The sequence below is a fragment of the Calothrix rhizosoleniae SC01 genome, assembly GCF_900185595.1.
In the GTDB taxonomy this organism is placed as follows: Bacteria; Cyanobacteriota; Cyanobacteriia; order Cyanobacteriales; family Nostocaceae; genus Calothrix_A; species Calothrix_A rhizosoleniae.
Genome location: NZ_FYBH01000289.1, coordinates 1 through 26,798, shown reverse-complemented (window position 1 = coordinate 26,798; position 26,798 = coordinate 1). Strand labels below are relative to the sequence as shown.

The window sequence follows — 26,798 nt, the reverse complement described above, 5'->3', positions numbered from 1 at the left end:
AAGTCTACTGTTCATAGGTTTCAGGGCTCAGCAATGTTCGTGCCCTAATAGCATAGTGCTATAAATTTCCCAAAATAGGGGGACAATCATTTTCAAAGTCCCCCTATTTCCAACCCTAAAACCCTCAGACTAAAGCCTGGGATTATCATAACCTTCAATTAAGCAACAGGATTTTCAACAGAAAGATTGGCAATATCAATCACGCCAAAACCCCATTTATTATCAAAGGTTCCTGGAGCTTTATGGGGAATAGAAGAATATTTGTTGAATAATTCTTTAATAGCTTGGGAATCTAGTTTAGGATTCTTCTGTAATAAAAGTGCAACTACCCCGGTGACAAAAGGTGTTGCCATACTAGTACCAGCCATAGCCACAAATTTGTCACTCACCATCATCGATCGCGGAAAACCGGCATCAGCAGAAAGGGCAGAAACAATCATGGCTCCGGGTGCAGCTACATCTGGTTTTTGAGCTTGATTTCGCAGAGGTCCTTCACTACTAAACTCAGATATCTCATCTATGTCTAAGCCAACTTTACGCTCATTACCATCAACATCTTTGTATTCAGTTTTGGTAGTATAAGCCGCAACGGTAATGGCACTACTGGAAGCTCCAGGAGAACCGATTTTTACCGAGTCTTCTATACTTTTACCAGTAAAGAATACTGATCCTCCTTTATCATCTAAACTCCAAACATCTAACCGCACATTCTCACCAGAGGTATTACGGACTCGCAACTGCCAAATTCCCCCTGATACTGGTAGAGCAAATTTTCCCACACCCAAACCACGAATTTGGCAAAAGAAATTATGGTCTCCATTCGCTGCATCGGGTCCTGCGGTAACCATTTCTATCCGCCCATCAGGAAGTAGGTATTTTTGGGAAGGATTACCATCAGTAATAATTGCCTGATAAGGAGTAACAAAACCGTTGGGACTGCGTAGGGAGACTTCTAGTTTACCCTTGCCATCATACCAACCGTTTAACCAAACTATACCAACTTGTTTGTAAGGTACATTGAAACGCATGGTACGGCGTTTCTCACTATGTACTATACTTTGACCGTGAATATTATCATTACCTTCATTTCCAGCAGCACAGCAAACTATCTTTCCTGGTCCAGATTCAGCATCAATGATTTTTGATAAAGAGTCCGTACCATCATGTCCGTCAGCATGTCCCCCCAAGCTCAAATTAACTACCGCAGGTCGTCCCATTTCTTCTGCTACGCGGAAAATATAGCGTACAGCATCAGCAACATGGGCATCTTGTAAGTCAGTTTTCACAATTACTAATTCTGCTTCTGGGGCGACACCACCATATTTACTGTCCGCACCAGCAGAAGTTCCGGCTACGTGAGTTCCATGACCATTGGTATCTCTGGAAATACTGAGTATTTTTTCCTGTAATTCTGCACCATAACTACCTTCTTTAACTCCTGGTCCCGGTAGGGTTTGATCCCAGATGCGTAGAATACGTCCAGCAAAACAAGGATGTTTGGGGTCAATACCAGTATCTACAATACCAACTATGACTCCTTTACCAGTAAGTCCTGTTTCATTCTTAAATTTCGGCAAATTAACCTTATTTGGTGCAACATCCATATGAGCATGGAGTTTGCGCGATGGCTTAATGCGGTGAATTGCTGGCTCTTCTGATAAAACATCTAAACTTTCTATTGGTAAAAAAGCTGTCCTCACACTGCCAGTATTTTGGTTGATGCGAATACCATGCTGTGACAAATGACTCAGGTCTGCTTGCTCATCGCAGTAGATAAAAACGACACTACGAGTCGGCTTAAAATCGCTGGTGGCAGATACAATACCTAGCGATCGCTTATGGGTGTCTAAACCTTCCTGTCCTTCTTCTTGATAATCCTCAAACGCCAATAATAATCCGGCAGAAAGTTTATCACGTCTCATGTCTCACCTCTGATGATTTTTGAATGCTGCCAGATTTTAGCAGGATATATTTACAGATGTGTTTTTTAGCTTGAATTTTTTTATACAAATTATTAATGTATTATTCCTGAATGTCTAGCACTACGCAATTAAGGCGCGGTCATTGTTGAAGCAGCAAACTGATGAACAGTAAACTTATTATTTATTACTTATTACTTATTACTTATTACTTAGAATGTTGCAGCTAGAGAAGATTGCAGATATTGATAGCTTGCAGGATAGTAGGGAACCGGGTTGTGCCTTCCCAACTCCCAACTCCCGACTTCCTCACCTAATGATGCCGTGGTAATTCTTCTTGGTAATTTGAAGTATGAAGTTCATCTACATGAATCAAAGGACAGAACTTGGTGTTAGCACTCATACAATCCATATGGGGAGTTTTGGCACACACTAACAACAATCCCCCTAAAATCAACAGTAAGCCGCAAATAGATGCTACTTTAATCCAAGAAATATCTAAAGCACCGTGAACGATGACTTCTCGCAACACAGATACAATTGTGACTTCCACCGCCACACCTACAGAAATACTATGTTCCTGCAAGTAAACCATCAGTAATCGGAACAACTCTACTAAAATCAAGATAAACAGGATTTTTGCAGTCACTTGCTGATAATCGGAAGATTGGGAAAGGGCAATAAATATCCCCCACAATTGCACGAGCATAACAGCAAATAGTCCCAGACACAGGAAAATTACAATTAAGTCTTGGAACGCATCCATGTTATTGACAATTGCCCGCCGATTCAACCAGCGATCGCAAAATAAAAATTTACTTTTGAGGCGCTTGTGCTTGTTCATGGATATTCTACAACAATTGAGACAACTTATGACCAGAAGAAGCAGGGGAGTGTGGGAGTGTGGGAGGTGTGGGGAGTATGGAAGTGATGGAGTGTGGGAGGTGTGGGGAGTATGGAAGTGATGGAGTGATGGAGTGATGGAGTGATGGAGTGATGGGAAGATGAGTATAAATTCCTCTCCTTCTCTCCTTCCCTCTTTCTTTCTTTCTATCCTTCCCTCCTTCTCTCCATTACTCTTTCCCTCTCTTCCTTCTCTTCCCACACTCCCCCTGCTCCCTGCTCCCCTGCTCCTTGCTCCCTACCTCTTTATGACCACACCAGCCATTCGTTCTTTAATCCTATTGTTACGCAATATTAAGGAAATCTGCCTCAGCGAGGTTGCGAATTTAGTTGTTGCGCTTGTTGCAACTGTTGTTCCGCGTTATTTTGCCACTGTTGATTGCCTTGGATGCGGTATAAGTCAATGGCATATCGGAAGACCTGTACGGCTTGGGCATATTGGCGCAATTGTATAAAAGTTAACCCAGCGCCATAATAGGCATTGGCATAATTCGGGTTGGCTTGTGCTGATTTGCGAAATGCTGCTATTGCCTGGTTATATTTACCTTGATTGAAAAAAATAGCTCCCAAGTTATACTGGGCTTCAGGGTATTTGGGATTAATTTTGATTGCTTGCTCAAAAGCTTTTTTAGCTCGATCTATTTTCCCCTGTTGTAAATAGCAAGTTCCTATATGATAGGCTGGCTCTGGAGCATTTTTACTATATTTCATCGCCTTTTTAAAGGAGACAATAGCCTGTTTGCAATCTCGCTGCCTTTCTCGCAATAATCCCAAATTGTAATGGGCTACTCCCAGTTTGGGATCGATTTCTAATGACCGTTGTAAGTAATTATTAGCCTGTTGTAAATTATTTCCTTCTAATAAGGTACCCCCTAAATTGGCGAAGGCTAGGGCAAATTTGGGATCGGTTTGGGTAGCTTGAAAAAAAGCATTGGCGGCTGGTTGTAATTGCCCTATTTGTCTGAGTGCTAAACCTAAATTGTAATGGGCTGGCGCTAAACTGGGATCTACCTGGATGGCTTGCCTAAAGGATGCGATCGCATTTTGGACTCTGCCAGCTTGAATAAATTGTAAGCCCTGGTTTAAAAAATCTGTGGCAGTTGGAGCTTGAGCTTGGGTTTGACTGGGTTCGGATGTGGAAACAGTGGGTAAACCGGGGATTGGTGTTTGGGCAATGGTTGGTGAAGTATAAAAAATACTACTACCACCAACTATGAAAATTACTAGTACGGAAACATAAAAGCTAGGAGAGAAAAGATCAAAACGGCAAAAACCAGAAGTATCAGCTTGTTGCTGCTGATTAATATATACTTTGTTCGCGCCAAACGGTACTGATACGGATAAATGATATTTAGACAGGAATATTGACATTGATTTTCTATATAGTTCGCAACAGTTTTAGTGAAGTTTGATTCACAAACAGATGGCTAAGGTTGCATTTTATTCATTAAACTTCAATATTATCTATAAAAATTTGTAGTACTTAAAATTTTGCGACTTAAATCTTACAACAAAATACGATTTTTTGCTGTGGTGATTAAATAAGAGTTAATGTCAACTTAAGGACGGGATAATTCTTGTTGATCAAAATTTTTATCCCTCATAACTCAAAATAAATACAAAGCTATCAGCCATCAGCGAAGAGAATAACTGTATAGCCGAACGACTTTTAAATCCCTGAATGCTGAGTGCTGACTGCTATCGTGATGTAACTAGGCGTAGCTGAACGCCAAGGAGGTTTTATGAACGAAAAAGTAAAATCGGGTTCGCGAAATGTAGCAATTGTCGGTCCATACTTAAGCGGTAAAACTTCTTTACTAGAGAGCTTATTGTTTGTAACGGGAGGAATTTCCCGTAAAGGTAGTGTCAAAGATGGTAACACAGTGGGAGACAGTGCTACAGAAGCACGCGATCGCCACATGAGTGTAGAAATTAGCACAGCCAACACTGAATATAATGACACTCGGTTTACATTTGTCGATTGTCCCGGAAGTGTGGAATTTGCCCAAGAAACTTACAATGCTTTAATTGGAGTGGATGCGGCAATTGTTGTCTGCGAACCCATCAATGAGCGCGTCCTCACCTTAGCCCCTCTATTTAAGTTCCTGGATGATTGGGAAATTCCCCACATGGTGTTTGTGAATAAGATGGATCGGGCAAATATTCATGTTTTGGAAACTTTGCACTCCCTGAAGGCAGTTTCTAGCCGTCCATTGGTAGCACATCAATATCCAATTATGCAAACAGAACAGCTAATTGGTTTTATTGATTTAGTCAGTGAACAAGCATATCATTACCATGATGGGGCACCGGCAGATCCAATTCCGTTTCCAGAAGAACTGAAAGAAGAAGAACACATTGCTAGGGCAGAAATGTTAGAAGCCTTAGCAGATTTTGATGATCATTTACTGGAAGAACTTTTAGAAGATATTGAACCTCCCCAAGAGGAGATTCTCAAAGACTTAAAAATGGAATTGGGTGCAGATTTAGTTGTACCTGTTTTCTTTGGTGTTGCTGAACAAGATTATGGTGTTAGACCCCTATTAGAAGCATTATTAAGAGAAGCACCAGAGCCAGAAACCACAGCAAAACATCGCTTAGGCGAACAAAAAGGTAATCAACCATTAGCCCAAGTACTCAAAACTTTTTATACACCTCAGGGAGGCAAACTGTCTTTAGTTAGAGTTTGGCAAGGTAAATTAACTGATGGTATGAACCTCAGTGGTATACGTCCTGGCGGCTTGTATCGCCTTATGGGACAACAGATGGAATCTGTAAGGGAAGCTAGAGCCGGGGAAATTATCGCTTTGAGTCGGATGGAAAGTATTAATACAGGAGATACCCTCCAAGAAGCTGGAAAAGTAGAATTACCGCAAGCCAAAAAACTAGAACCAGTTTATGCCCTAGCAATTACCCCCGAAAAGCGCAACGATGAAGTCAAACTCAGTAGTGCCATCACGAAAATGCTAGAAGAGGATCCTTCCTTGGCTTGGGAGCAACATGGTGATACCCATGAGGTGATCCTGTGGGGACAAGGAGAAATTCATTTACAAGTTACCCTAGACAGACTACGCTCAAAATATAATTTACCAATGACAACGCACTTACCCCAAGTGCCTTACAAAGAAACTATCCGCAAGTCAATTTCTTCAGCTCACGGGCGTTACAAGCATCAAAGTGGGGGTCATGGACAATTTGGCGATGTCTATCTTGACATTCAACCCCTATCCCGTGGAGAAGGCTTTAACTTTAATGAAACTATTGTTGGTGGAGTGGTTCCTAGGCAATATATTCCTGGTGTAGAAACAGGTGTGCGAGAATTTTTAACACATGGTCCCTTGGGTTTTCCGGTGGTGGATGTGGCTGTTACCCTCACCAATGGTTCCTACCACAGTGTTGATAGTTCTGAACAAGCCTTTAAATTAGCGGCTCGTCTTGCCATGCAGTCAGGACTACCCCAAGGTAATCCCACCCTTTTAGAACCAATTGTCAGGTTACAAGTGACTACCCCCAATGAATTTACCTCCAAGGTAATGCAGTTGTTGAGTGGTAGAAGGGGTCAAATTTTGGGTTATGAAGGTATACATGACTGGCAAGGTTGGGACCATCTCACCGCTTACCTACCCCAAGCAGAAATGCAAAACTTTATTGTCGAATTGCGATCGCAAACTTTAGGAGTTGGTTCTTTTGACTGGCAATTCGACCATCTCCAAGAGGTACCGGATAAGGTTGCTGAACGTATTCTTACTACTAGTGAAAATACTGGCAGTAATGGTAATGCAAAGAATGGTAAGAAGTGATGATGGGATAAATGTGGGAAGTATAGGCTGAGGTGAAATTTCTCTCTTGAATTTCCCCTACGCTGTACACAAATAGTTGAATTACCAAAATTCCCTAAATCATCATCCTCTTCTAAAGGACATACATCCCTCTCCTGAATTCAGGAGAGGGAAAGATTTTGTGGTAGCATCCCCTTTATCTGGTTCTCAGCGCAGTCAGCCAATATTTACATTAGTTGAAAGGAGCACTAGGGATTGCAAAATTGCAGTTAACGCAACGCATTCCTACACAACCACAGCCCTTAAGCTTACAAACACCACAGAAGACACTTCTAGCAATATTTGTGGCATCTAGATCGGCAAATATGCGTTTATCCAATAGGGGTTATTGTTCCATCAAGCCATTTTATACAGGGAAAATAGCCACCCTGTCCATCATAACAGGTATCCCAGGGATAAAACCTATAAGGAGTAGAATGGTTAGGCAAACGCCACCTGTCTAGCAGTGGAATTGAGCTATTTGAGAGACCTGTTTCTTTTATTTTATCTGATTGCCATCCAGTCGAGATATAAAGGATAGTTCCTTTTGACAAGTTTGGTAATTTCATATTGATTTTCTCCTTAAGCTATGCCAATTATTTCTACCTCACAAACCACGATCGCACTCTCCCCACACTCACTGGACATGCATCACTCAATTAACTGTGCTACACCACTACAAAATCGGCTGTCGCACTGGAAAGTCGATCCATCGACTTACAACAATATTGGCCCCCACCAAGTGAACCAACAGGGTCGATACCCGTAACAGTTGCTATAGCAAAGACCTGTCGACGAGGTCGGGAAATAATCACACTCCGGGAAATATGGAGTTGGCAAAGAAGATGTTAAGCTTCTCATCTGAGAAGGTACTAGACTGGCATACTTATTTTGTTGTGAGAGGGATGTCAACCTTAATAAACCTATCGATTGATTGGGAATTTTCATGTTTCTGTCCTCATAAAATGATTTTGTTCTCAACTGTGAAAGCGCTAAAACCTTTAGTAAATTTAGCCAGTAGGGTGCGTTATAGCTAAGTGCCTCTACCTCACAAACCACGATCGCACTCTCCCCACATTCACCGGACAAACATCACTCACATCTACTGTGAAGCGATACACTTTTCTAGCTTGTTGAAATACCTGTCTGGGATTGAAGAAAGTCAACTTTACATCCCAACACTCAGAATCCGGACGACACAGGGGACTAGGTTCCACCTCAATCGTATCGAGATCCATCTCCTCTCGAATGGCACACTCGTAAATCTGCTCCACATTCAGGGCATTAGTGGCTGAGTAATTAATAGCTCGTTCTTGGGGTGTAATCCCCAGATTGCGAAGCTCATAATAAATCCGTTCGAGAAAATTGATCACAGATTGACATCTTTGACCATAAGCTTCTCTATCTTGCGTCGATGCCGATTCAGCCGGAGCATTACCACAGATTGCTTGAATTAACGCTGATGTTGTCCAGCTATACATGCAGCGCAGGGTAGGAAAAATCACAGGCACAGTCTGACCAGACATCAGCATCACTTGTCCCACGATCACACCGGGAACTGAAATGCGCTCAACCCCTTCTAACAATTGTTCTCTGAGAAACTGGCGCAACCGTTCATATCCCCGTTCCGCATAGGCACCAAAGGGTTGAATCGCATAAATAGGTGTCGCATCCAAACTGAGTGTCCAGGTGATCGCTGCTGTATCCCAAGGATTCTCTTCCAGATACGCCAACAGTTGTTGAGGGTCTTGAGGATTAGCTCCTTCCCCCATATGCTGTTGGATAGAGTCTCGGCGAGCCTCTGCACCAAAGTCATACCCAAGCTGCCCTAGGGCATAAATCAACTGGGCTTGGGCTGATGTACCCCCACCTCCCTCACAACTACAGGCAGCAGGAGATATGGCACTGGGAGTTATCTGCTCTTGCACCTGAAGTGATGAACCCGGGTTTTGTAACCCTTGAGGTATTACCTCAGAAGACGGAGCACTGTAACTTGCCACTTCCACAGCCGGAATTTCTGCTTGGGCTAGAGGTGGTGGCGGTTTTCCTGACTCTGTAGGTACAGGTTGTATCGTTGCTACTTCTAAGTTTTCACTCATGACTTCTCCTTGTTGAAGAATGATTGACATGGCTCCTTTGACATTGATGCGACCTGCTAAAAGGCGGCGACAGTCAGGGGCTGGTTGGTCGTCACAGGCAATAGCACTTTGAAGAATGGCAGCTCGAATTGCTTGAGGATTGGGAGTTTGACTACCCTTGACTTGGAGACTTAGAAGCAGAGCTGCAATGCCAGAGACAATCGCAGTGGCATAACTGGTTCCACTACTGGTTGTGACACCCCCGCCAGGAATTGCTCCGGGTATGTTTTCCCCCAGAGCCAAAATCCCTTGGGCGCGATACTTCTCACCCCAATTGCTGAAATCTAGGGGTATTCCTGCCGCGTTCATAGCACCTACCACCAAAACTGATGGCAATGCACCAGGAATATGCAAGCAATTACAACCCTCATTACCAGCCGCCGCTACAATCAGGATGTTCTGCTCTAGGCAATGTCGAACAGCATGGGCAAGTAAAGAATCTGCTTCTCCACTAGAGGTTAATTGTCCACCACTAATGTTGATAATCTGAGCACCGTGATTCGCCGCTAAAAGAATAGCTCTGGCGAGATCGAGTTGGGAACATGGGGCAATTCCACCTCCCTTTTTATCGGTAAAAATGGGAATTAGTAAACCCCGACATCCAGGCGCAATGCCTTTTACCGAACTATGGTGCTGACCAAAGATGATACTGGCAATGTGAGTGCCGTGTTGAGCTGCCGAACCTTGAGTAGAAATGTTTGAAACTAGAGGATCTAATTGAGTGAAAGTAGCTCTCTCAAGGCTGGAGTGGGACAGATCGACTGAGCCATCTAAAACAGCAACACAAATTTCCGGCTCTCCGACTGTTTCTTTCCAGAGATCCTCCAGTCCAGCAATTAAATTACTATGAGTATGGATTAAGGCTGCCATATGCGAAATACCTAAAGTCTGAATTTCATTCAGAAGATTTATGTTCCGCTATCCCTGATGGTATCTCAGTAATTTCACAGTTAAAACATTTTTGTTTCAAAACTTCAATGAGTATTTTTATAAAGTGCTAGGAACCCTATCAGATGAGGAATCAGCAATTATTAGGGCCACCCGTTAAGTCTCCCGACTCCCTCAGGGGGTGACAATCAGCTTGAAATGGAGACAGGGTTTGGGGTTGAGTGTTATATCATGTTCGGTTAGAGACTTATGGTTAAGGCTGCAAGGGGGCAGGGGGCAGGGGGCAGGGTGCAAGGGGAGAAAGAGTTTGGGTGATTTTTGCATGGATGGCTATATCACAAGTAATCAGACGGACATGATGTTAGGTGATGGGGAAATTATTCTGTGAATATTGCAATCTGTGAATAACCTGAAAGTGGTCAGACCTTTGATTAATATGTGATTTACCTCATATGTAATCTGACACTCAAAAGGTAATTAACGAAAGAAGAAGGATAATTGGTGGGGGACTTAAACCCTTTCCTATACTAAGGGAAGCAAGAGGAAAGTACTTTGTTTTAAGAATATGAAACTCTACCTTCTTCCCTCTTCCCTCTGACTTCTTCTTTCTCGCGTAGCGAGTTAAAACTTAGGGAGCTCCAAAAAATAAATTACCCAATTTTTGGAATCAATTGGAATCAAAACGACTTTCCTTCCCCCTGCTCTCTACTCCCTGCTCCCCTGCGTTCATAACGATTGATTATTTTTTTATTTGGAATTCCCTTATTTCTCCCTAACCCCCGACCCCTAAAACCTAACCCCAGTAATAATTTTATCCTTTTTTCACGCGTTAAGTTTTGTGGTATTGTTCCTCTTCATCTGATTCTCAGCGCAGTCAGCCAATATTTGCTTCGGTTATTAATCGTCCCCTCGGCTACGATTATGTTGATCACCCAAGCAACCGTCATTAGTATGTCTCGAGTTAGCCCACTTGGCTCTCCAACAGTCAACAACCACGGTATCGTGACCAATACTTGCGTTCCTGCTCCTTGACCTAATGCATAGGCACGGATCATCCAAGCTCGATGTTGCACAATCCGCTTTTTGAAAATTGCTGCTATTCCTAGCAAAATATTAGCGATCATGGCGAATCCAACGATAATACGAACACAATAAAGGAGGTTGCCCTGAAGATCATCAGGAAAGGAGTAATAGTGAGTCATCCACAAACCCGAAATGGCGGAAATTAGACCTGCAATACCCAATAACCGACCTGCTAGCCGGTGCCATTTCGGATACATTCTCATAACACTGGGAAGAAATTGAAAGGCTCCAAGAATGCAATATGGAACAGCGCTCAAGATGTGGAGTATAACTGGAATTGGCGCTGATTGTATTCTCGGATTTTCAGGCACTAATCCTGAATCGCTAACCAGATCCACCAGTCGAAATATTCCACCTACACAAGGAACGAAGCTTAGTAGAAGCAATCCGATCAAGATGATCCATTCTGATTTCTTGAGATTTATCATAGCTGATTCGATTCAATCACTATAGAGGTGCTAGTCAGCTCTCCTGCTCGCTTGCGGACGGGAAACTGAATTTCTACTACATATTCATCATCTCCTGGCTGTTTGGGCAATTCTAGAAACACCAATCTGACTGCACCAGCTAGATCGTAGTGATTGCTTTCTACCCATTCTGCGATCGCACTATAACCTAGAAGCTTGGAACAATCCTTCGTCTGGGGTACAAAGGTTGCCATAGTTGCCGAGGGCAGAAATTTATCTACTAAAGTTATGCCATTATTATTAGTTAAAGATAGGCTGCTGGTTTTCTCTAGGGATTTGCCAAATTCCAGATCTATGTAGTCACTGTCTATGCCATCTTCGTGCAAAACAATCGTCATTTGTCCTTTGCTGGTTCGATTTCCCTGAGTTAGAGCATTAAATACAGACCAAAAGAAATCATCTTGAGAGTCAGTCTGAGATAAAACTTGGCGTGCCGAAACAAACCTCTGTTGGGGGACTTGTTTGACTATCACATCGCGAACTAGATGCTCCCGATCTTGAATTTGCTTGAGACGGGATTCAATAGTGCGAATACGTTGGAGCTCTGACAATACCTGTTGTTCTAACTCTGCTTTTTTTAAAGACAACATCCCCTGTATTTCTGTGGGAGAAATATCATCTCGCACAAACCTTTGAATTTGATTTAACGATAAGCCCAAATCTTTTAATGCCAGAATGCGATTGAGTTCTGGCAATTGACTCGCGCTATAGTAGCGATGTCCGCTTTCAGAATCTATTTTGACTGGTTGAAACAACCCAATCTCATCGTAGTAACGTAACAATCGCTTGGAAACCTGGGCAATACGAGCGTATTCACCAATGCTATACATGATGTCTTTGTTTCTTTGCTTCTGTGTTTCTAAAGATAGGGGGTGACGTAACGTGAGGATCTATAGTTGTGAAAAAAATCTTTACAATGAATTTTCAGAAATGATTCGGTCAGGAAGAGGCAGGGGAGCAGGGAGCAGGGAGTAGGGAGTAGGGAGTAGGGAGTAGGGAGTAGGGAGTAGGGAGTAGGGAGTAGGGAGTAGGGAGCAGGGAGCAGGGAAGAATGAGCAGGGAGTAGGGAGTGGGGAGCAGGGGATAAACCCTATCAGATGGGGACTCAGCAATTATTAGTGCCATCCGTTAAGTCTCCGGAGTCGCTAAAGAATCCGTACTATTGAGTAACTTAGCAGTGGCATTAGTAATAACTTGTGCCGAACCTGCAAAGAATGGACGGTTAATATTAGTCGGTGTATCGCTTAGTTGATGGTAATGGGGTGTACGCAGATTGGCAGTATCCGTAACTAATACAGCTCCCACTCCCTGCAACCAAAATGGTGCATGATCACTACGTAAAGTATCTGGTATAAGCAAGCCTTTTAGGGGTACTGGTAAGGCAAATATTGGTGGTAATGATTTTTTAGAGCTTGAACTCTTGAGAGGTTCTGCAAGGGGCTGATCAGGGAATATTTTGCGTTGAAAAGCATGGAGGATGGGCAAATGTTCCGTATCGCCAATTACAGCCAGGAAATTTCCTGTATCACCTGGTGGAGTTATAGGTAAACCCTGAGGATATTTTTGGCATCCAGGGGTGTAACAGGCATAACCCACCATATCCATGACAATTGCACCCTGGAGATGATCTAAATTTTTTTTCTTGGCAACAAATGCCTTGCTACCCCATAATCCTGATTCTTCTTGATCAAAAAAAGCTAGTTGTAGGGTGCGTGGAGTTTTTTGAGAACCTAACAGTCGAGCAATTTCTAAAATTACAGCCACACCACTGGCATTATCATCAGCACCGGGGGATTTGGCAACGGTATCATAATGGGCAGCTAGGAGAATTGCTCCTGCATCCTTATTGCTCCCTTTGCGTTCAGCAAATACATTAATACCTCGGTCAAACTTTTGTAGCTTGGGTTGCCAGCCGATTTTTTGTAATTCTTCGATGATATACTTACGAGTACGCGATCGCTCCCTATCTGTGTAGCGTTGAAAATTTAAGTTTTGCAGATGAGAGAATAAGCGATCACTAGATACTTGCGGTAAATTCAATGGCTCATTGACCCTTGCAGGAGCTTTCGGTTGAGGTTTTGGCGCTTCTACTTGGATTTTTGCCATTACCTTTGGTTTCTCAGGCTGTTGCCAAAAGCCGCTAATCACAGTCACCGTAGCTACAGCCAAAGTTAAAAATACCAGCCAAATCCATTTTTTCATGTGACTCATCCGTAGCTTGCTGACTGAGGATTGTATTTTTCCCTATACCAAGTATGACGACTCGTCTTTTGACTGAAGAGACAAATTGACATAAAGTTCCCAATAAAAAAGGTTCAATATCTGTGATGCTGAAAAAATTTTTCGTTATTACCAGTGGGTTCACTTGTTTAAGTTTATTGGGTGTTGGCAGTTATGGAATTGCCGATAAAATGAATCACCATCATAATCATCACAACCATTCCCATAAAAGCATTGAAATTCCTACGGGTCAAGCCGTACCATCAGTTGACTTGGTAGTATATAAAGATACTAAAAAAGGATGGAATTTACAAGCTAAAGTTACTAATTTTAAGTTTGCACCAGAGAATGTAAATAAAGACGATAAACCTGGTGAGGGTCATGGTCATTTGTATATAAATGGCAAAAAAATCACCCGTATTTATAGCTCCTGGTACTATTTGGCTAGTCTCCCACCTGGGAAAAATAAAGTAACTATCAGATTAAATGCTAACAAACATAACCCTCTGGCTCATAATGGAAAACTAATAGAAGATACAGAAATGATTGAAGTACCACTAAAAGAATAATGGGTAAAATCTACTTAATCTCTTAAATCCGTATAATCCGTGCTAGATTTTTGGTTAATTGCTCTTTTGGGTTTCCTGGGAAGTTTTGGACATTGTGCAGGTATGTGCGGTCCCCTGACAGTGGCTTTTTCCCTGTCTCATCAACAGCAAACACCTCCCTGGCAACAACAATTACAATTTCATACCTTACTTAATTTAGGTAGAATACTTAGCTATACCCTTGTAGGTTCTGGAATTGGGGCAATCGGTTCAGTATTATTAGCTAGTGGACAGATGGCAGGTGTTGGTAGTCAATTACGCCAGTGGATGGCAATTATTACCGGCACAATGTTGATTTGGTTTGGTTTGAGACAAATTAAACCAGAGTTTTTACCACGGATTCCCATACTGCATCCCCTATTTCAAACTAATCTCCACAATCGCTTACAAACAGGTATGGTGAAATTATCCTTGGGTAAGCAATGGTGGACACCAATACTATTAGGAATGACTTGGGGATTAATACCTTGTGGTTTCCTATATGCAGCCCAAATCAAAGCTGCGGAAACTGGTAATTTGTGGAGGGGTGGATTAACCATGCTAGCTTTTGGTATGGGAACTTTACCCACAATGTTAGGTATTGGGATATCTACATCCCTGCTCAGTCAAGATAGGCGCAGTCAGCTATTTAGGTTGGGTGGTTGGGTAACTCTTACTATTGGTATCCTCACCTTGCTGCGAACTGGGGATGTGATGATAGATTACACGGGACATGGGGCTTTAATTTTGCTATTTTTAGCTTTAATTGCTCGTCCTGTGAGTGGTTTGTGGGTATCTCCACTGCGTTACCGTCGCGCTTTGGGAGTAGGTGCTTTTGTTCTCTCTGGGTTCCACACAATCCATATGATAGAGCATTCTTTACAATGGAATTTGGCTGCTTTTTGGTTCCTGACACCATTATTTCAGTGGGGTATGGCTGCAGGTGTTTGTGGATTTATTTTGATGGTTCCGGCGGCGGTGACTAGTTTTGATTCCTGGCAAAAGCGATTGGGAAAACGTTGGCGACAAATACACTTACTTGGCTTACCAGCAATTGTTTTCAGCGTTATCCATGCTCTGACAATTGGTTCCCATTATTTTGGTTCTTCCCAATTAACCTGGGAAAATAAACTTGCTGTCGGTTTTTTATTAATTGCAGCTGTGGCTGTATTTCTCCTCAGAAATCGCTTTTTTTGGTCATTGTTATCCCTAGAGAAATTCTATGTTCCTCCCAGCAAAGCAAAGTAGTTCCGCTTATGGATGCTTGAGTTTAATCATGTTGGCTTTAACAACTGGGGTTGAGCCAACATTTGCCCATAAAGTCAAGGTTGAGGGTGACGTGGGTGCAACTCTACACATTGAACCCAATGATATTCCTCGTGCAGGAGAGCCATCCCAAACTTGGTTTGCTCTCACCCGTAAGGGTGGTAAGCTGATCCCTCTAGCTGAATGTAACTGTCAGTTATCTGTTTATGCTGAACCTCATGTATCAGGAGAACTACCACTTTTACAGCCAACCTTAAAAGCGATTACCGCAGAACGCTATCAAGGTATTCCCGGTACTGTGATCAATTTTCCTCGTCCTGGTGCCTATCAATTACAACTAAGTGGTAAACCATCTACAGGTCAAAGCTTTCGACCTTTCACTTTAAAGTTTAATGTAACTGTGGCTGTTGGAAGTAGGGATAAAAATAATGATAATACACTGACTCAACCAACGGTTAATACTGAGAATAATGCAAGTAATAATTGGCTCTTACCAGTAATTGCGATCGCTCTTTTGAGTACAGGAGTTATTTGTTTATTTGTGCTGCTAAGAAAGAAAGAGCGATGAGGGAATGACAGAAGAATAAAATAATACAAGTACAACGCATAAGTAGTAAGTAGGGCTTGCTGTTCAGAGGTTTGGTACCTCAACAATGCCTTAATCTATACCCAGAATACTAAAATTGTGCTGTGAACGCTTATGATTGGGCCTATTTTTTTTCTTCGTATTTTATTTAACTTAACTTCATCACTTTTTTACCAAATACTGAATCCACTTAGTTTATAGTTGAATTCACTGTAGTTTTTTAAACAAAACAGCACTAAATATTGAATTGGTTTTTAGTCGATTTATCGTAACATTTTTACAATTATGATTCGGAAATTATCTATTTTAGCAGCTGGAACATTACTTAGTTATGGGGTTCTAGTAGCCAGTTTAAATAATTCAGCCCAAGCAGCTCAAGTAACAGCTGGTCCTAGTAATGAGTTTATATTTGATACAGATAATGCAGTTACAAATGCAGAAGTGCTTTCTGGTAATAGTGTAACTTTTGGTCATGGACACACACCATTTATTGACGACCCCGATAATAATATCGGTAACCTAACTGATAATTCTCCAGGAACAGTTACTGGTATTGGAGAGCCTCAATATGGTCCATTTTCTCCCAGCTCTTTGCAAGCATCTTGGAGCAGTCGTCCCAACGGAGATACATTGCTCGTTAATCAAGAAGGAATTGATTTATACATTTTTGAATCGAGCAATAGCAACAATATTGATACGTTGGCTGTAAGTGTTACAGGAGCAAACGGAGCAACAAAATTTTTCTATGAAAAACCGATCAATTTTACCTCTACAACTAACTCTGATGTTGGTTACTGGACTTTCGGCTACGATTTAAGCTGGTTGGGATTTGAAAATGGTGAAACCATTGAATCCTTGACAATTGCCAATTTCTCCACTTTTGCTACAGTTAATCCAATTCCTGGAGCTGAAGGTACTGGGAATCGTGGCTTTGTTGATTTTAGCGGTAATACGGGTGAAAAAATTGCTGGCGGTTTAGGTAATAGATTCGTAGGAACTGATCAACGCTGTGGAACAGTAACAGATAATGGAGGACCTAATGCTAACTCCTATCATTTTTCTTGGTGTGAACCTGGTGTTAAGAACTGGGATACTGACCCTGACCTTGTATATATTGTTGCAGCAGGAGATGCTAAGTTTAGTACGAGTCATGTAGTAGCCCAACCTGTTCCCGAACCCGAATTTGGATCTATGTCATTATTGGGAGTATTAGTCGCAGGGGTATTTGGTATTGGTTCTACTGTAAAATCTAAACAGAAGCAGATAGTTTAAGGTTTAATCGAAAAAGTGTTCTTGAAGTTTTGTAACAAAAAGGAGCGATCGCATTTTGCGTGGCTCCTAGGTACAATAGCTATAAATCCCACCAATTTTAAACAAGTGGAAAAATATCTATGATTGAGTCATGGTGGGGTTTCAAATATAATCGTGCATTCTGCCTTTTACTTATTTTTTGGCAATTACCCAAACTGCGTGAATAATTCCCAAAATATAAAAGCCAAAAATAGTCAAAAGTACATTAATCCAAAAGTCTATACCGAAACCTACTTGTAGAAAGACTCCCAAAGGGGGTAGAAAAATAGCGCAGATAATCCGAACTAAGTCCATTGTTTTCTCTATAAATCTTACAAGAATGCCATTTTTACCTACTTATCTAAAGATAACATTTATTTTTCTGGACAGCATTATTTAAGATATGTAACAAAAAGGAGCGATCGCATGTTGCGCGGCTCTTAGGTAGAATAACTATAAATCGTACAAATTTTTAAACCATTTGAAAAATGTTTGTGCTTGAGGATGATGGGGGTTTAAAATACGTTCTTTGATAGCTTGATGTAATTGTCTTCCGGGTTCGTCTTGCCATGCTAACCAGGTATAAATATTAGCCTTATCAATATGAACATTTTTAAATGTTGCACCTTTGCTTTGTGCTTCTGTTACTACTGATTGAACATATTGCCAAAGAGCTTCACTTTCGTTAGGAATCATGTATGTCAGAAAAGTTTCCAACATACCTCGCATTCCGTTATCTGGCATAATCCAGACACCAAACTTAATCTCATTTGTCGTGTGAATCAGTCCTGTTTCTGGTAGTTTTTCGGGGAAATCAGGAATGCTTTTTAAACAGGCATTTCTTACACTTTCCCAACGTCCAGAAGGGTTTTCATCTGCATCTATTATTAGTCCTAAATGAGTTAATCCAGAAGCTTTTAATTCAGTGGAGATTACCTCTGCATCAATAAATTGATCATTACCATAGGATTCAATATAAACAATAGCTTTGTCTTTTGTATCACCCCAAGAAATACCATTAGCTTCTATAAATTCGGGAATAACTCTTTTATCTTGCTCTCCTTCTACAATTAACTTTTTTGGTTTATAATATCTTGCCATTGCTAACGTACCTCAATACCTCGCTCAGCAGCAATGACAATTTCCCGTTCAGTAAAAGCAACAGCCGTTTGTTTTCCCTTTTCTATACGTTGAATTGTAATTCCATCTTCCGCAACTTCTTCCTCCCTAGCAATAGTGGCTAGACTAGTCCAGCAGTCACTATTATGTGTAGTTGCGAAAACCTGGACATTCAATTTTTTTGCTGTTTCCCAAATTAGCTTCCACATATCAGACATTGCTGTAAAGTGGAGTCCAGTATCAATCTCATCAACAAATAGAAATCCATCTTTTGCACATACAATTGCGAGTGCAAGTCCCAAAATGCGCCATATTCCATCCCCCATACTACCAATAGGTACACGTTGATTGCTGTCAGAAAGACGTACTAAAAAGCCTGTCCTTGATTCTGAAGACCTAAATCTTTTATAACCAACTGGAGCAATGCGCTCAATTTTTGGTTCAATTGTCTGAAGTGCTTCTTCTACAAGTTTTTCTTCTGGTGTTAATACTACCTGCTCGAACAATTCAATCATTTTCTCTGTTGTTAAAGAAGATGATGTGACAAATTGCGTTATTGCAGGTTCGTCAATATAATCTCTAAAAAGTCGCCGAGAATCTCCTAAAAATAAACTACCATCAATTGATAAAGGTGCTGTCGAAATTACTTCTTGACCTCTGTAACTCCACTTTACGTTAAATTCTAGCTGATGAGACTGAGGTATTTTTATTAAGAAAAAAATCTTTTCTTCAATGTCATCATTAATTCCTAATACAGAAAAATCACTACCTGCTTCAATCTCATGACCAGAAAATAGATGACGAATATCAAGTTCACGCCTTCCTTTGCTATCATCGTTCCACAGATATTCACCTCGGTTAATCATTATCTCCGCTAGTGGTTCAAGATTCGTTCGCGAACATAAAATTTGAATAGCTTCCAATATAGATGTTTTACCACTATTATTTTTACCAACTAGCAGATTAACCCTACCAAGCTGCTGAAGCTCAAAGGACGGAAAACAACGAAAATTTTCGATTTTGATACTCTTAAACATAATTTTGCTGCTATAAAGCAACACAGGGGTAACAAAGGGTCTCAGGGACTTTATCCTGACACCTCTAACTCTAGCAAAAAGGACGATTGAAGGAGAATGATGTTTGCCATTTATTGTTGAAAATATTCGGTCATGAAAGACTTGCAATCCACAATCCAAAATCCAAAATCCAAAATTGCCTCAGCCACCACTAATTTTAGCTTTATAACCTTTTTGCTTGAGAAGTTCGAGAATTTTTTGCTTGTGTTCTCCCTGAATCTCAATAGTATTGTCTTTCAATGTTCCCCCTGTACCGCATTGAGATTTCAATTGCTTCAATAACCCTTGTAAAATTTCTGGTGTACTTTGAAACCCAGTAATTATAGTTACAGTTTTCCCCTTACGCCCAGCACGGGTGGCTTGCACTCGCAAGTCTTGTTTCTCTGGAGGTAAATTTGGGGTTGCTCTTTCCGTTGCGGGAGATTCATGATTGCCAAATTCGCTGTATACAACCCGATTTTCCGATGATTTACGTTTAGAAGCAGACATAATTGGTAAGTTAAAAGCCTGTGAATGGTAATTTTTAATTCTCTATATTAGGGCTAGCGATCGCTAATTAGGGTGATAATAGGTATTTTTGCATTTCTCCCATAACCTTCCCATCAGTTCTAAAATTGTTCTTGTGCCGTTATTTTAACTAATCCGTGACTACAACTCCCCTTTCACCTGCTTCCACAAATAGCCAGAATCCCGATTCACAAGGACGTTTTGGGCGTTTTGGTGGTAAATATGTGCCTGAAACCCTGATGCCTGCCTTAGCTGAGTTAGAAACAGCTTACCAGCAATACCGCCAAGATCCTCAATTTCAAGCCGAACTCCAAGATTTACTCAAGGACTATGTCGGACGCGCTACACCTCTATATTTTGCTGAACGTCTCACTGCTCATTATGCCCGTCCTGATGGGACAGGACCGCAAATTTACTTAAAACGTGAAGATTTAAATCATACTGGTGCTCACAAAATTAATAATGCCATCGGTCAAGTATTACTGGCAAAACGCATGGGCAAACAGCGCATCATTGCCGAGACTGGAGCAGGACAACATGGGGTAGCAACGGCGACAGTTTGCGCTCGATTTGGTTTAGAATGTGTTATCTATATGGGTGTTCATGACATGGAACGCCAAGCATTAAACGTATTTAGGATGCGCCTCATGGGTGCGGAAGTATGTCCAGTGTCTGCGGGTACGGGAACCCTCAAAGATGCTACTTCCCAAGCCATTAGAGATTGGGTAACTAATGTAGAATCAACCCATTACATCCTTGGTTCCGTGGCTGGGCCCCATCCCTACCCAATGATAGTCAGGGATTTCCATGCGGTAATTGGAGAGGAAACCCGCGCCCAAGCAATGAAAAAATGGGGTGGCTTACCAGATATTCTCATGGCTTGTGTGGGTGGTGGTTCCAATGCTATGGGACTATTTCATGAATTTGTGGGCGAATCCTCTGTCCGATTGATTGGGGTAGAAGCTGCTGGAGAAGGTGTAAACACAGAAAAACATGCCGCTACCTTGACAAAAGGAAGAATTGGTGTATTGCACGGAGCCATGAGTTACTTGTTACAAGATGCAGAGGGACAAGTAATTGAGCCCCATTCCATTAGCGCTGGTTTAGATTATCCTGGGGTGGGTCCTGAACACAGCTATTTGAAAGAATTGGGACGTGCTGAATATTACAGCGTTACCGATGCCGAAGCCTTGGCAGCCTTCCAGAAATTATCCCAGTTAGAAGGGATTATCCCTGCTTTAGAAACATCTCATGCGATCGCTTATTTGGAAACCCTTTGTCCTCAATTAGCTGGTAGTCCCCGGATTATCATTAACTGTTCTGGGCGGGGTGATAAGGATGTGCAGACAGTGGCTAAGTTATTGAATCCTGGCTGAGGGGAAGAGGGAAGGAGTGAAAGAGTAGATAAATCAATTATTCCGTAGGGGCACGGCATCCACAATATTTCGGTATATGGAATAGTTTTATACCATTTCTCTAAATCCTGGCTACAGATAATTCTCCCCCTGCTCCCTGCTCCCTGCCCCCTGCTGTCCATGTGTAGTTTTATTTTGGAGAATTGGTATTAATGGTGCCGTGCCCTCCCTTCTGTGAATTAATTTAAGAATTACAAATTATATAAATGTATCCTGGACAAAAACTGCGACAATTACTCGAAAGCCCAGAAATAATTGTTATCCCTGGTATTTATGACTGTTTGGGAGCAAAATTAGCAGAGAATACGGGTTTTAAAGCGATCGCTAGCAGTGGTTTTGGCATTGCTGCTTCTACCTTGGGTTTACCAGATTATGGTTTCCTCACTGCGACAGAAATGCTTGACACTGTAGGGCGAATTGCTCAATCTGTAAGTATTCCCCTGATTGCCGATTGTGATACTGGTTATGGTAATGCTTTAAATGTGATCCGTACTGTGAAAGATGCTGTGCGGTTGGGTATTGCAGGGGTAATTCTGGAGGATCAGGAATGGCCGAAAAAATGTGGTCATTTTGAGGGTAAGCAGGTTATATCTATGACAGAACATATGGGAAAAATACGGGCAGCAGTGGACGCTCGTGGTGATAGTGGTTTGGTAATTATTGCTCGCACGGATGCTAGGGCGAACCTGGGTTTAGATGAGGCGATACGCCGGGGACGGTCTTATATTCAGGCTGGTGCGGATGTATTATTTGTAGAAGCACCCCAATCTGTTGCAGAATTAGTAGCGATCGCCAAAGCTTTTCCTGATGTGCCATTAGTTGCCAATGTGATTGAAGGTGGGAAAACTCCCCAGCTTTCCGTATCCCAGTTGCAACAGATGGGGTTTAAGATTGTCTTTTTTGCCGTTTCGGCTCTACTTGCAGCTACTCAGGGAATGACAGCTTGTTTCCAGAGTTTGAAAGAGCAGGGAACTACGGCGGATTTTGATAATATGGTGAATTTTGAGGAGTTTAAGCAATTTATTGGTATTCCTAAATATCAAGAATTGGAAGAGAAATATCGGGATTAATTTTTTTTAATTTATACCAACAGGAGGTGCAAAAACAATTCAAATTTGGTAATTGGTTACTATGCAGTTGCTAATTTCTGCCCTAATCGCTTTGCTTGCATTTTAACCTTCTCAGAAAGTTCTACCTCTTTGGGATTAACCAACCCAATCCATAATACACCAATGGGTTTTGCCCCTAGCATCTTTGCTAAATCTTTTAATGCACCCAACGCCCCTGTCAACCACCTAGTCATCCAAGCCGGTGCAGCACTGGATAAGACGAGAACCGCCTTTTTCCTCATGGTAGTATTCCTCATTATCGGTTGAGGTGTATCCCAGGACCAATACCCATAACAGACACAACGTTCTAAAAGTTTACGGGTTAGTGCATTAACATTCCCAAAATTCACAGGCGCACCAATCACAAGGGAATCAGCAATTTCAATATCTTGTAAAACCTGATCCATATCATCTTCCAGAACACATTTACCCCTTTCTGTACCTGGTTCTTGTAAACAGGTACGACAATTGGTACAAAATTCAATATGTTGGTCTTGGAGATAAATTTTTTTAGTTTCCGCCCCTTGACTCTCAGCTGATGCTAAAATTTGGGCGATCGCAGAATCAATAAATCCATTCTTACGATAGCTACCAACAATCCCCACTACTTTTTTGCCAGTATCCATAACTCTAGCCTCCATCTCCATTCCTATTTCTAATTTTGAATCACAAAAATGAAGAACCTGTGAAGACTAATCACATAATCACAGAACAAAGAAGATACAGCATATTTCATCTTCGTGAAGTACATTTGGACGGGCAGGGATGCCCATCCCACTCTTAGTTTTAGTATGTAGTCTTGTACTTCATTTACCTGCAAAATGCTGTATATATTTCCATCCCTCACTCCCTCACTCTCCCACTCTCCCACTCCCCCACTCCTTCACTCCCTCACTCCCCCCTCTTCCCTAACTCGATGCATCAGCCTATCATAGGAACAAGATGCCCGTTAGTCTTGTGGACTCAGAGACAAAAGTATGGTTGTAGCATTACTCTATTTAATATTGGCTGGAGTTTATCTACTGGTACTACCCGTAGCTGTATTGTTTTACCTCAAGCTGCGGTGGTATGTAGTTAGCTCTATTGAGCGGGGGTTTATGTACTTCCTAGTATTTTTCTTCTTCCCCGGTTTATTACTCCTGTCGCCGTTTGTCAATATTCGACCCCAGCGACGACAAATTGAAGTCTAATTATTTAAGATTGGTAGGTCATTATTCTCATGCGACGTATTGACGCTATTGGAATTGTTCTCGGCGTTTTTGTTGCAGGCGGCTTGGCATATGTTGTATTACAGTTAGTTGGTTTAGATAGCCAAAATGCTGGAATATGGAGCCAAGCATTGCTTGTTTGTGGATTGATCGGGTGGTTATTTACCTATGTATTTCGTGCCGTTAACAATAAAATGACCTACCATCAACAACGAGATGAGTACGAACAAACTTACTTGCAAAAACGCTTAGACGAGCTTTCACCAGAAGAATTAGAGCGCCTGCAAGCAAAAATAGAACAAGAACAGGACTCACAGCTGTAAATTAATGGTTGGTTAATCACATATCTTGCACCTTCTCAATAACTTAAGGGTAAGGTGGGCAGTGCCCACCCTACAAGCTGTCTCACTGATAACTGATAACTGATAACTGAAATGGCTGTGATTTCTGATTGTTTTGCAAAGCTGGCACAAAATCAACAATGTGCTCTAATCCCTTTTATTACCGCCGGTGATCCTGATTTGTCAACAACTGCATCTGCACTACAAACTCTCGATCGCAGTGGTGCGGATATGATTGAATTAGGTGTGCCCTATTCTGATCCTCTCGCAGATGGGCCAGTAATTCAAGCTGCTGCCACCCGTGCTTTATCAAAGGGTACAACCTTGGATAAAGTTCTGGAAATGCTGCAACAAATCATTCCTACCTTAAATGCACCAATTATCCTGTTTACCTACTACAATCCCATTTTAAACCGTGGTATTGAGCAATTTCTCCAGCAAATAGCAGAGATTGGTGTCGCTGGTTTGGTAGTACCCGATTTACCTCTAGAGGAGGCTGCTAATTTACTGGAACCAGCCAGTAAAATTGGCATTGAAGTTATTTTACTCATTGCTCCTACCAGTTCCAGCGAACGCATTGAAGCCATTGCTCAGGCTTCCCAAGGTTTTATCTACTTAGTTAGTGTCACTGGGGTGACGGGTATGCGATCGCAAATTGAATCACGTGTATCAGATTTAATTGTTCAGATTCGTAGTGTTACGGAAAAACCCATTGGAGTAGGCTTTGGCATTTCCCAACCAGAACAGGCACAACAAGTACGTGGTTGGGGGGCAGATGCAGTTATCGTTGGTAGTGCTATAGTTAAACGATTGGCAGAAGGTACACCAGAACAAGGACTAAGTGCGATCGCTGATTTTTGTGCAAATCTGAAGTCAACATTGTCCAAATCTTAAGTAAAATTAATTACTAATTTTAATCAAACCAGGGAAGGTAAATTAAAAAGTGTAAACAGCTAATTTTTTTTCACCTTCCTTAGTAGACAATTTAACGGATATCGTTTTGAATATATAAAGCACATAGCAGTGGTTTAACAACTAGTCAATACCAAAATTTATATTCAAGTATTATATTAAAGGAACGGTAAGGTATAAATTTATGAGTGTGAGAGAGTATAAATTATTAGATGTAGTAGTGTCGCAGTCTAGAGGCAAGGGACGATGAGTGAAAGTATGGCATTTGTCGGCGGAGTCGCAATAGCAGGGCTGGCGGCGCTCCTATTACTTAAGGGTGCAACAGGTAACACTCCTGTGCAGCCAAATTTTACCGTATCCCCCCCCATGCAATCACCTGTAGTTACTCCCATGATGCCACAGGTGGGAACATATCCTTATTTACAACAAAATCCCAACGTTCCTTTACCCGTAGATCCCAACACTAGTCAGAAGCTAGCAGAACTAGAAAAATTAAAAGTGATTAGTGAAAGGTTGCAGCAGGAAAATAATCAGCTCAAAGTTCAAAATCAACAAATGCAGTTCCAACTGCAACAGCAACAGTTGCAATTAACTGCTCAAAACAAAAATCAACAGGTTCCCACATCAACAGAATTCAATAGCACTGAAAAAACCCTATTCTCTTCACCAATAATTTGGGCTGTGGGAGGAATGAGTTTAGCCATTGGTGGTGGAGTCGTAGTTGCAGGTGTTTTAGCCTTATTTTCTCCCAAAGAACGTAGTACCCGCACAGTACAAGTATTACATCCTTACCATAACCCCAATCAACCCTTGACTCCTGTGCGACGGGCTGAATTTTTACCTCCTCGCAAGGAAGTTAGAAGGGTGCAACAAACCCACGAGTACGACGATATGCACTGAAAAGCTAAATAGCAAACAACTAAAGCATTTGCGCGATCGCTATACTGGAGAAGAGAATATGGCTATCGTCATAGTGCTTTTTATGTGTTTATCATTTTTATGTGATATAATATAAATCCCCGATTTCCATATTGGTTTGTTAAGGAATATTGTAGTTTGTTGAGTTGACCAAACCTAAATCCCACATCAAAGGCTTTTTGGGATTGTGCAGTCGTTTAATCCAAACTACATATAGCGCTACGCGCAAGTAATAAGTTTACTGTTTATAGGTTTCAGCCTTTAAAAATTTACGCGTCTTAATTGCGTAGTGCTATATAAGAATTTTGAGCTGAATCAAGTAGTATTAACTCATATTTATCAGCAAAGAAGAAAATTTGGCCTAATTTCCAGCCTTTGAATTAAGTTAATCCTTTCCCAGAAGAGTAAACCTAACAAAATTATCATCCTCAGAATTAATCTAGGGGCTTATATCCTGCTGTTACTATTGAATTCCACTCCTGTTGCTAGTATTTACACGTAGGCAAGTAAGAAATTTATGCTTAGTTTTGTATCTTTTGTTGCCGTTTTCAAAAAAATTTGAAAAGATTGGTATTATCAAAGACCTAATTGCTCACAATAAATCCCTAAGTCCTAGAGATTAAACAAATTAATACTTGCTAATACTATTTGTTTGTAAGGCTGCACTAAATTAATAACTCTCCTATTGACTTCAGACTTTATGGACTTTACGTCCTTTGTGGTGAGTGAATTATGGAAGTTAGTGCATCTTTATACAGAATTGGTATAACTGAAAAATAATAGGAAATTAACATTTGTATTAGAGTTTATGGTTTCTCTTTGCAGTTAATGTTAATCCTTTCAAGTTGATAGCTTGCTCATAGGTTCTTAGTTAAAAATTATTGACTGAATAAAGCAGGAGTTTTAAATCATGAAAACAGTTGTCAATTTAACAAAACAATCAGTAATTGCAGATATTGAAAGTGTTTTGGATACTTATTCCTATTATCCCTATCAACAAGCCTTTGCAATTCCTGAATTACGACTGT

General features: G+C 41.3%; 23 protein-coding genes. 11 read left to right on the top strand and 12 right to left on the bottom strand.

The genetic code is table 11. The annotated features are described in order from the left end of the window. Window positions 1–158: 158 nt before the first annotated feature. From CALSC_RS17400 to CALSC_RS17390, 3 genes are all read right to left on the bottom strand, one after another. On the bottom strand, window positions 159–1,922 hold the full coding sequence (locus CALSC_RS17400; protein WP_088242564.1) for a S8 family peptidase: 1,764 nt from the start codon (window positions 1,920–1,922) through the stop codon (window positions 159–161). Between the two features lie 310 nt (window positions 1,923–2,232). Beyond that, window positions 2,233–2,763, bottom strand: a complete 531-nt coding sequence (locus tag CALSC_RS17395) for a phosphate-starvation-inducible PsiE family protein (protein WP_088242563.1) — start codon at window positions 2,761–2,763, stop codon at window positions 2,233–2,235. 368 nt (window positions 2,764–3,131) lie between these two features. Beyond that, window positions 3,132–4,193, bottom strand: a complete 1,062-nt coding sequence (locus CALSC_RS17390; protein ID WP_088242562.1) for a tetratricopeptide repeat protein — start codon at window positions 4,191–4,193, stop codon at window positions 3,132–3,134. 371 nt (window positions 4,194–4,564) lie between these two features. Between CALSC_RS17390 and CALSC_RS17385 the strand changes: the two genes are divergently transcribed. After that, entirely contained in the window at window positions 4,565–6,622 is a 2,058-nt protein-coding gene (locus CALSC_RS17385; RefSeq protein WP_088242561.1) for an elongation factor G, read from the top strand. A 1,061-nt stretch (window positions 6,623–7,683) separates the two neighbouring features. Here CALSC_RS17385 and CALSC_RS17375 read toward each other — a convergent pair. From CALSC_RS17375 to CALSC_RS17355, 4 genes are all read right to left on the bottom strand, one after another. Beyond that, window positions 7,684–9,648 carry a PatA/PatG family cyanobactin maturation protease gene (locus CALSC_RS17375; RefSeq protein WP_088242559.1) on the bottom strand — a complete coding sequence of 655 codons (1,965 nt, stop codon included), beginning with the start codon at window positions 9,646–9,648 and terminating at the stop codon, window positions 7,684–7,686. A gap of 872 nt (window positions 9,649–10,520) precedes the next feature. Next, the gene (locus tag CALSC_RS17370) at window positions 10,521–11,177 is read right to left on the bottom strand and encodes a DUF2306 domain-containing protein (RefSeq protein WP_088242558.1); all 657 of its coding nucleotides are present in this window, start codon (window positions 11,175–11,177) and stop codon (window positions 10,521–10,523) included. After that, entirely contained in the window at window positions 11,174–12,046 is an 873-nt protein-coding gene (locus CALSC_RS17365; RefSeq protein WP_088242557.1) for a MerR family transcriptional regulator, read from the bottom strand. Before CALSC_RS17365 ends, CALSC_RS17370 begins: the two co-directional genes overlap by 4 nt. 298 nt (window positions 12,047–12,344) lie before the next feature. After that, window positions 12,345–13,418 (bottom strand): M20/M25/M40 family metallo-hydrolase, encoded by a 1,074-nt coding sequence (locus tag CALSC_RS17355; RefSeq protein ID WP_088242568.1) that lies wholly within the window; start codon window positions 13,416–13,418, stop codon window positions 12,345–12,347. A 125-nt stretch (window positions 13,419–13,543) separates the two neighbouring features. Between CALSC_RS17355 and CALSC_RS17350 the strand changes: the two genes are divergently transcribed. The 4 genes from CALSC_RS17350 (at window position 13,544) to CALSC_RS17335 (ending at window position 17,147) form a co-directional block, all read left to right on the top strand. Then, window positions 13,544–14,005 (top strand): hypothetical protein, encoded by a 462-nt coding sequence (locus CALSC_RS17350; RefSeq protein WP_088242555.1) that lies wholly within the window; start codon window positions 13,544–13,546, stop codon window positions 14,003–14,005. 39 nt (window positions 14,006–14,044) lie between these two features. Then, window positions 14,045–15,271 carry an urease accessory protein UreH domain-containing protein gene (locus CALSC_RS17345; protein WP_088242554.1) on the top strand — a complete coding sequence of 409 codons (1,227 nt, stop codon included), beginning with the start codon at window positions 14,045–14,047 and terminating at the stop codon, window positions 15,269–15,271. A 28-nt stretch (window positions 15,272–15,299) separates the two neighbouring features. Beyond that, a complete protein-coding gene (locus tag CALSC_RS17340) occupies window positions 15,300–15,857 on the top strand; it encodes a hypothetical protein (RefSeq protein WP_088242567.1) in 558 nt (185 codons plus the stop codon). 303 nt (window positions 15,858–16,160) lie between these two features. Beyond that, entirely contained in the window at window positions 16,161–17,147 is a 987-nt protein-coding gene (locus CALSC_RS17335) for a hypothetical protein (RefSeq protein WP_088242553.1), read from the top strand. A 171-nt stretch (window positions 17,148–17,318) separates the two neighbouring features. Here the strand turns inward: CALSC_RS17335 and CALSC_RS17330 are convergent, their stop codons facing one another. The 4 genes from CALSC_RS17330 to CALSC_RS17315 all read right to left on the bottom strand — a co-directional run bounded on the left by CALSC_RS17330 (window position 17,319) and on the right by CALSC_RS17315 (window position 19,849). Continuing rightward, on the bottom strand, window positions 17,319–17,480 hold the full coding sequence (locus CALSC_RS17330) for a YqaE/Pmp3 family membrane protein (RefSeq protein WP_088242552.1): 162 nt from the start codon (window positions 17,478–17,480) through the stop codon (window positions 17,319–17,321). A 138-nt stretch (window positions 17,481–17,618) separates the two neighbouring features. Beyond that, complete coding sequence (locus CALSC_RS17325) at window positions 17,619–18,266, bottom strand: DUF3226 domain-containing protein (RefSeq protein WP_088242551.1); 648 nt, start codon at window positions 18,264–18,266, stop codon at window positions 17,619–17,621. 2 nt (window positions 18,267–18,268) lie between these two features. After that, window positions 18,269–19,321, bottom strand: a complete 1,053-nt coding sequence (locus CALSC_RS17320) for an AAA family ATPase (protein ID WP_088242550.1) — start codon at window positions 19,319–19,321, stop codon at window positions 18,269–18,271. A gap of 180 nt (window positions 19,322–19,501) precedes the next feature. After that, the gene (locus CALSC_RS17315; RefSeq protein WP_088242549.1) at window positions 19,502–19,849 is read right to left on the bottom strand and encodes a translation initiation factor; all 348 of its coding nucleotides are present in this window, start codon (window positions 19,847–19,849) and stop codon (window positions 19,502–19,504) included. 155 nt (window positions 19,850–20,004) lie between these two features. Between CALSC_RS17315 and trpB the strand changes: the two genes are divergently transcribed. Both trpB and CALSC_RS17305 read left to right on the top strand, forming a co-directional pair. Further along, window positions 20,005–21,243, top strand: a complete 1,239-nt coding sequence (trpB, locus tag CALSC_RS17310) for a tryptophan synthase subunit beta (protein ID WP_088242548.1) — start codon at window positions 20,005–20,007, stop codon at window positions 21,241–21,243. A 245-nt stretch (window positions 21,244–21,488) separates the two neighbouring features. After that, entirely contained in the window at window positions 21,489–22,352 is an 864-nt protein-coding gene (locus CALSC_RS17305) for an isocitrate lyase/PEP mutase family protein (RefSeq protein ID WP_088242547.1), read from the top strand. 59 nt (window positions 22,353–22,411) lie between these two features. On the opposite strand, the gene CALSC_RS17300 is transcribed toward CALSC_RS17305, so the two are convergent. Beyond that, on the bottom strand, window positions 22,412–23,017 hold the full coding sequence (locus tag CALSC_RS17300) for a flavodoxin family protein (protein WP_088242566.1): 606 nt from the start codon (window positions 23,015–23,017) through the stop codon (window positions 22,412–22,414). A 351-nt stretch (window positions 23,018–23,368) separates the two neighbouring features. Between CALSC_RS17300 and ndhL the strand changes: the two genes are divergently transcribed. The 4 genes from ndhL (at window position 23,369) to CALSC_RS17275 (ending at window position 25,752) form a co-directional block, all read left to right on the top strand. Beyond that, entirely contained in the window at window positions 23,369–23,581 is a 213-nt protein-coding gene (ndhL, locus tag CALSC_RS17290) for an NAD(P)H-quinone oxidoreductase subunit L (protein ID WP_088242545.1), read from the top strand. Between the two features lie 29 nt (window positions 23,582–23,610). After that, entirely contained in the window at window positions 23,611–23,922 is a 312-nt protein-coding gene (locus CALSC_RS17285; RefSeq protein ID WP_088242544.1) for a DUF3007 family protein, read from the top strand. Between the two features lie 111 nt (window positions 23,923–24,033). Continuing rightward, complete coding sequence (trpA, locus tag CALSC_RS17280) at window positions 24,034–24,834, top strand: tryptophan synthase subunit alpha (RefSeq protein WP_088242543.1); 801 nt, start codon at window positions 24,034–24,036, stop codon at window positions 24,832–24,834. Window positions 24,835–25,098: 264 nt separating this feature from the next. Beyond that, window positions 25,099–25,752, top strand: a complete 654-nt coding sequence (locus CALSC_RS17275) for a heterocyst differentiation related protein (RefSeq protein WP_200817667.1) — start codon at window positions 25,099–25,101, stop codon at window positions 25,750–25,752. Window positions 25,753–26,798 lie beyond the last annotated feature (1,046 nt).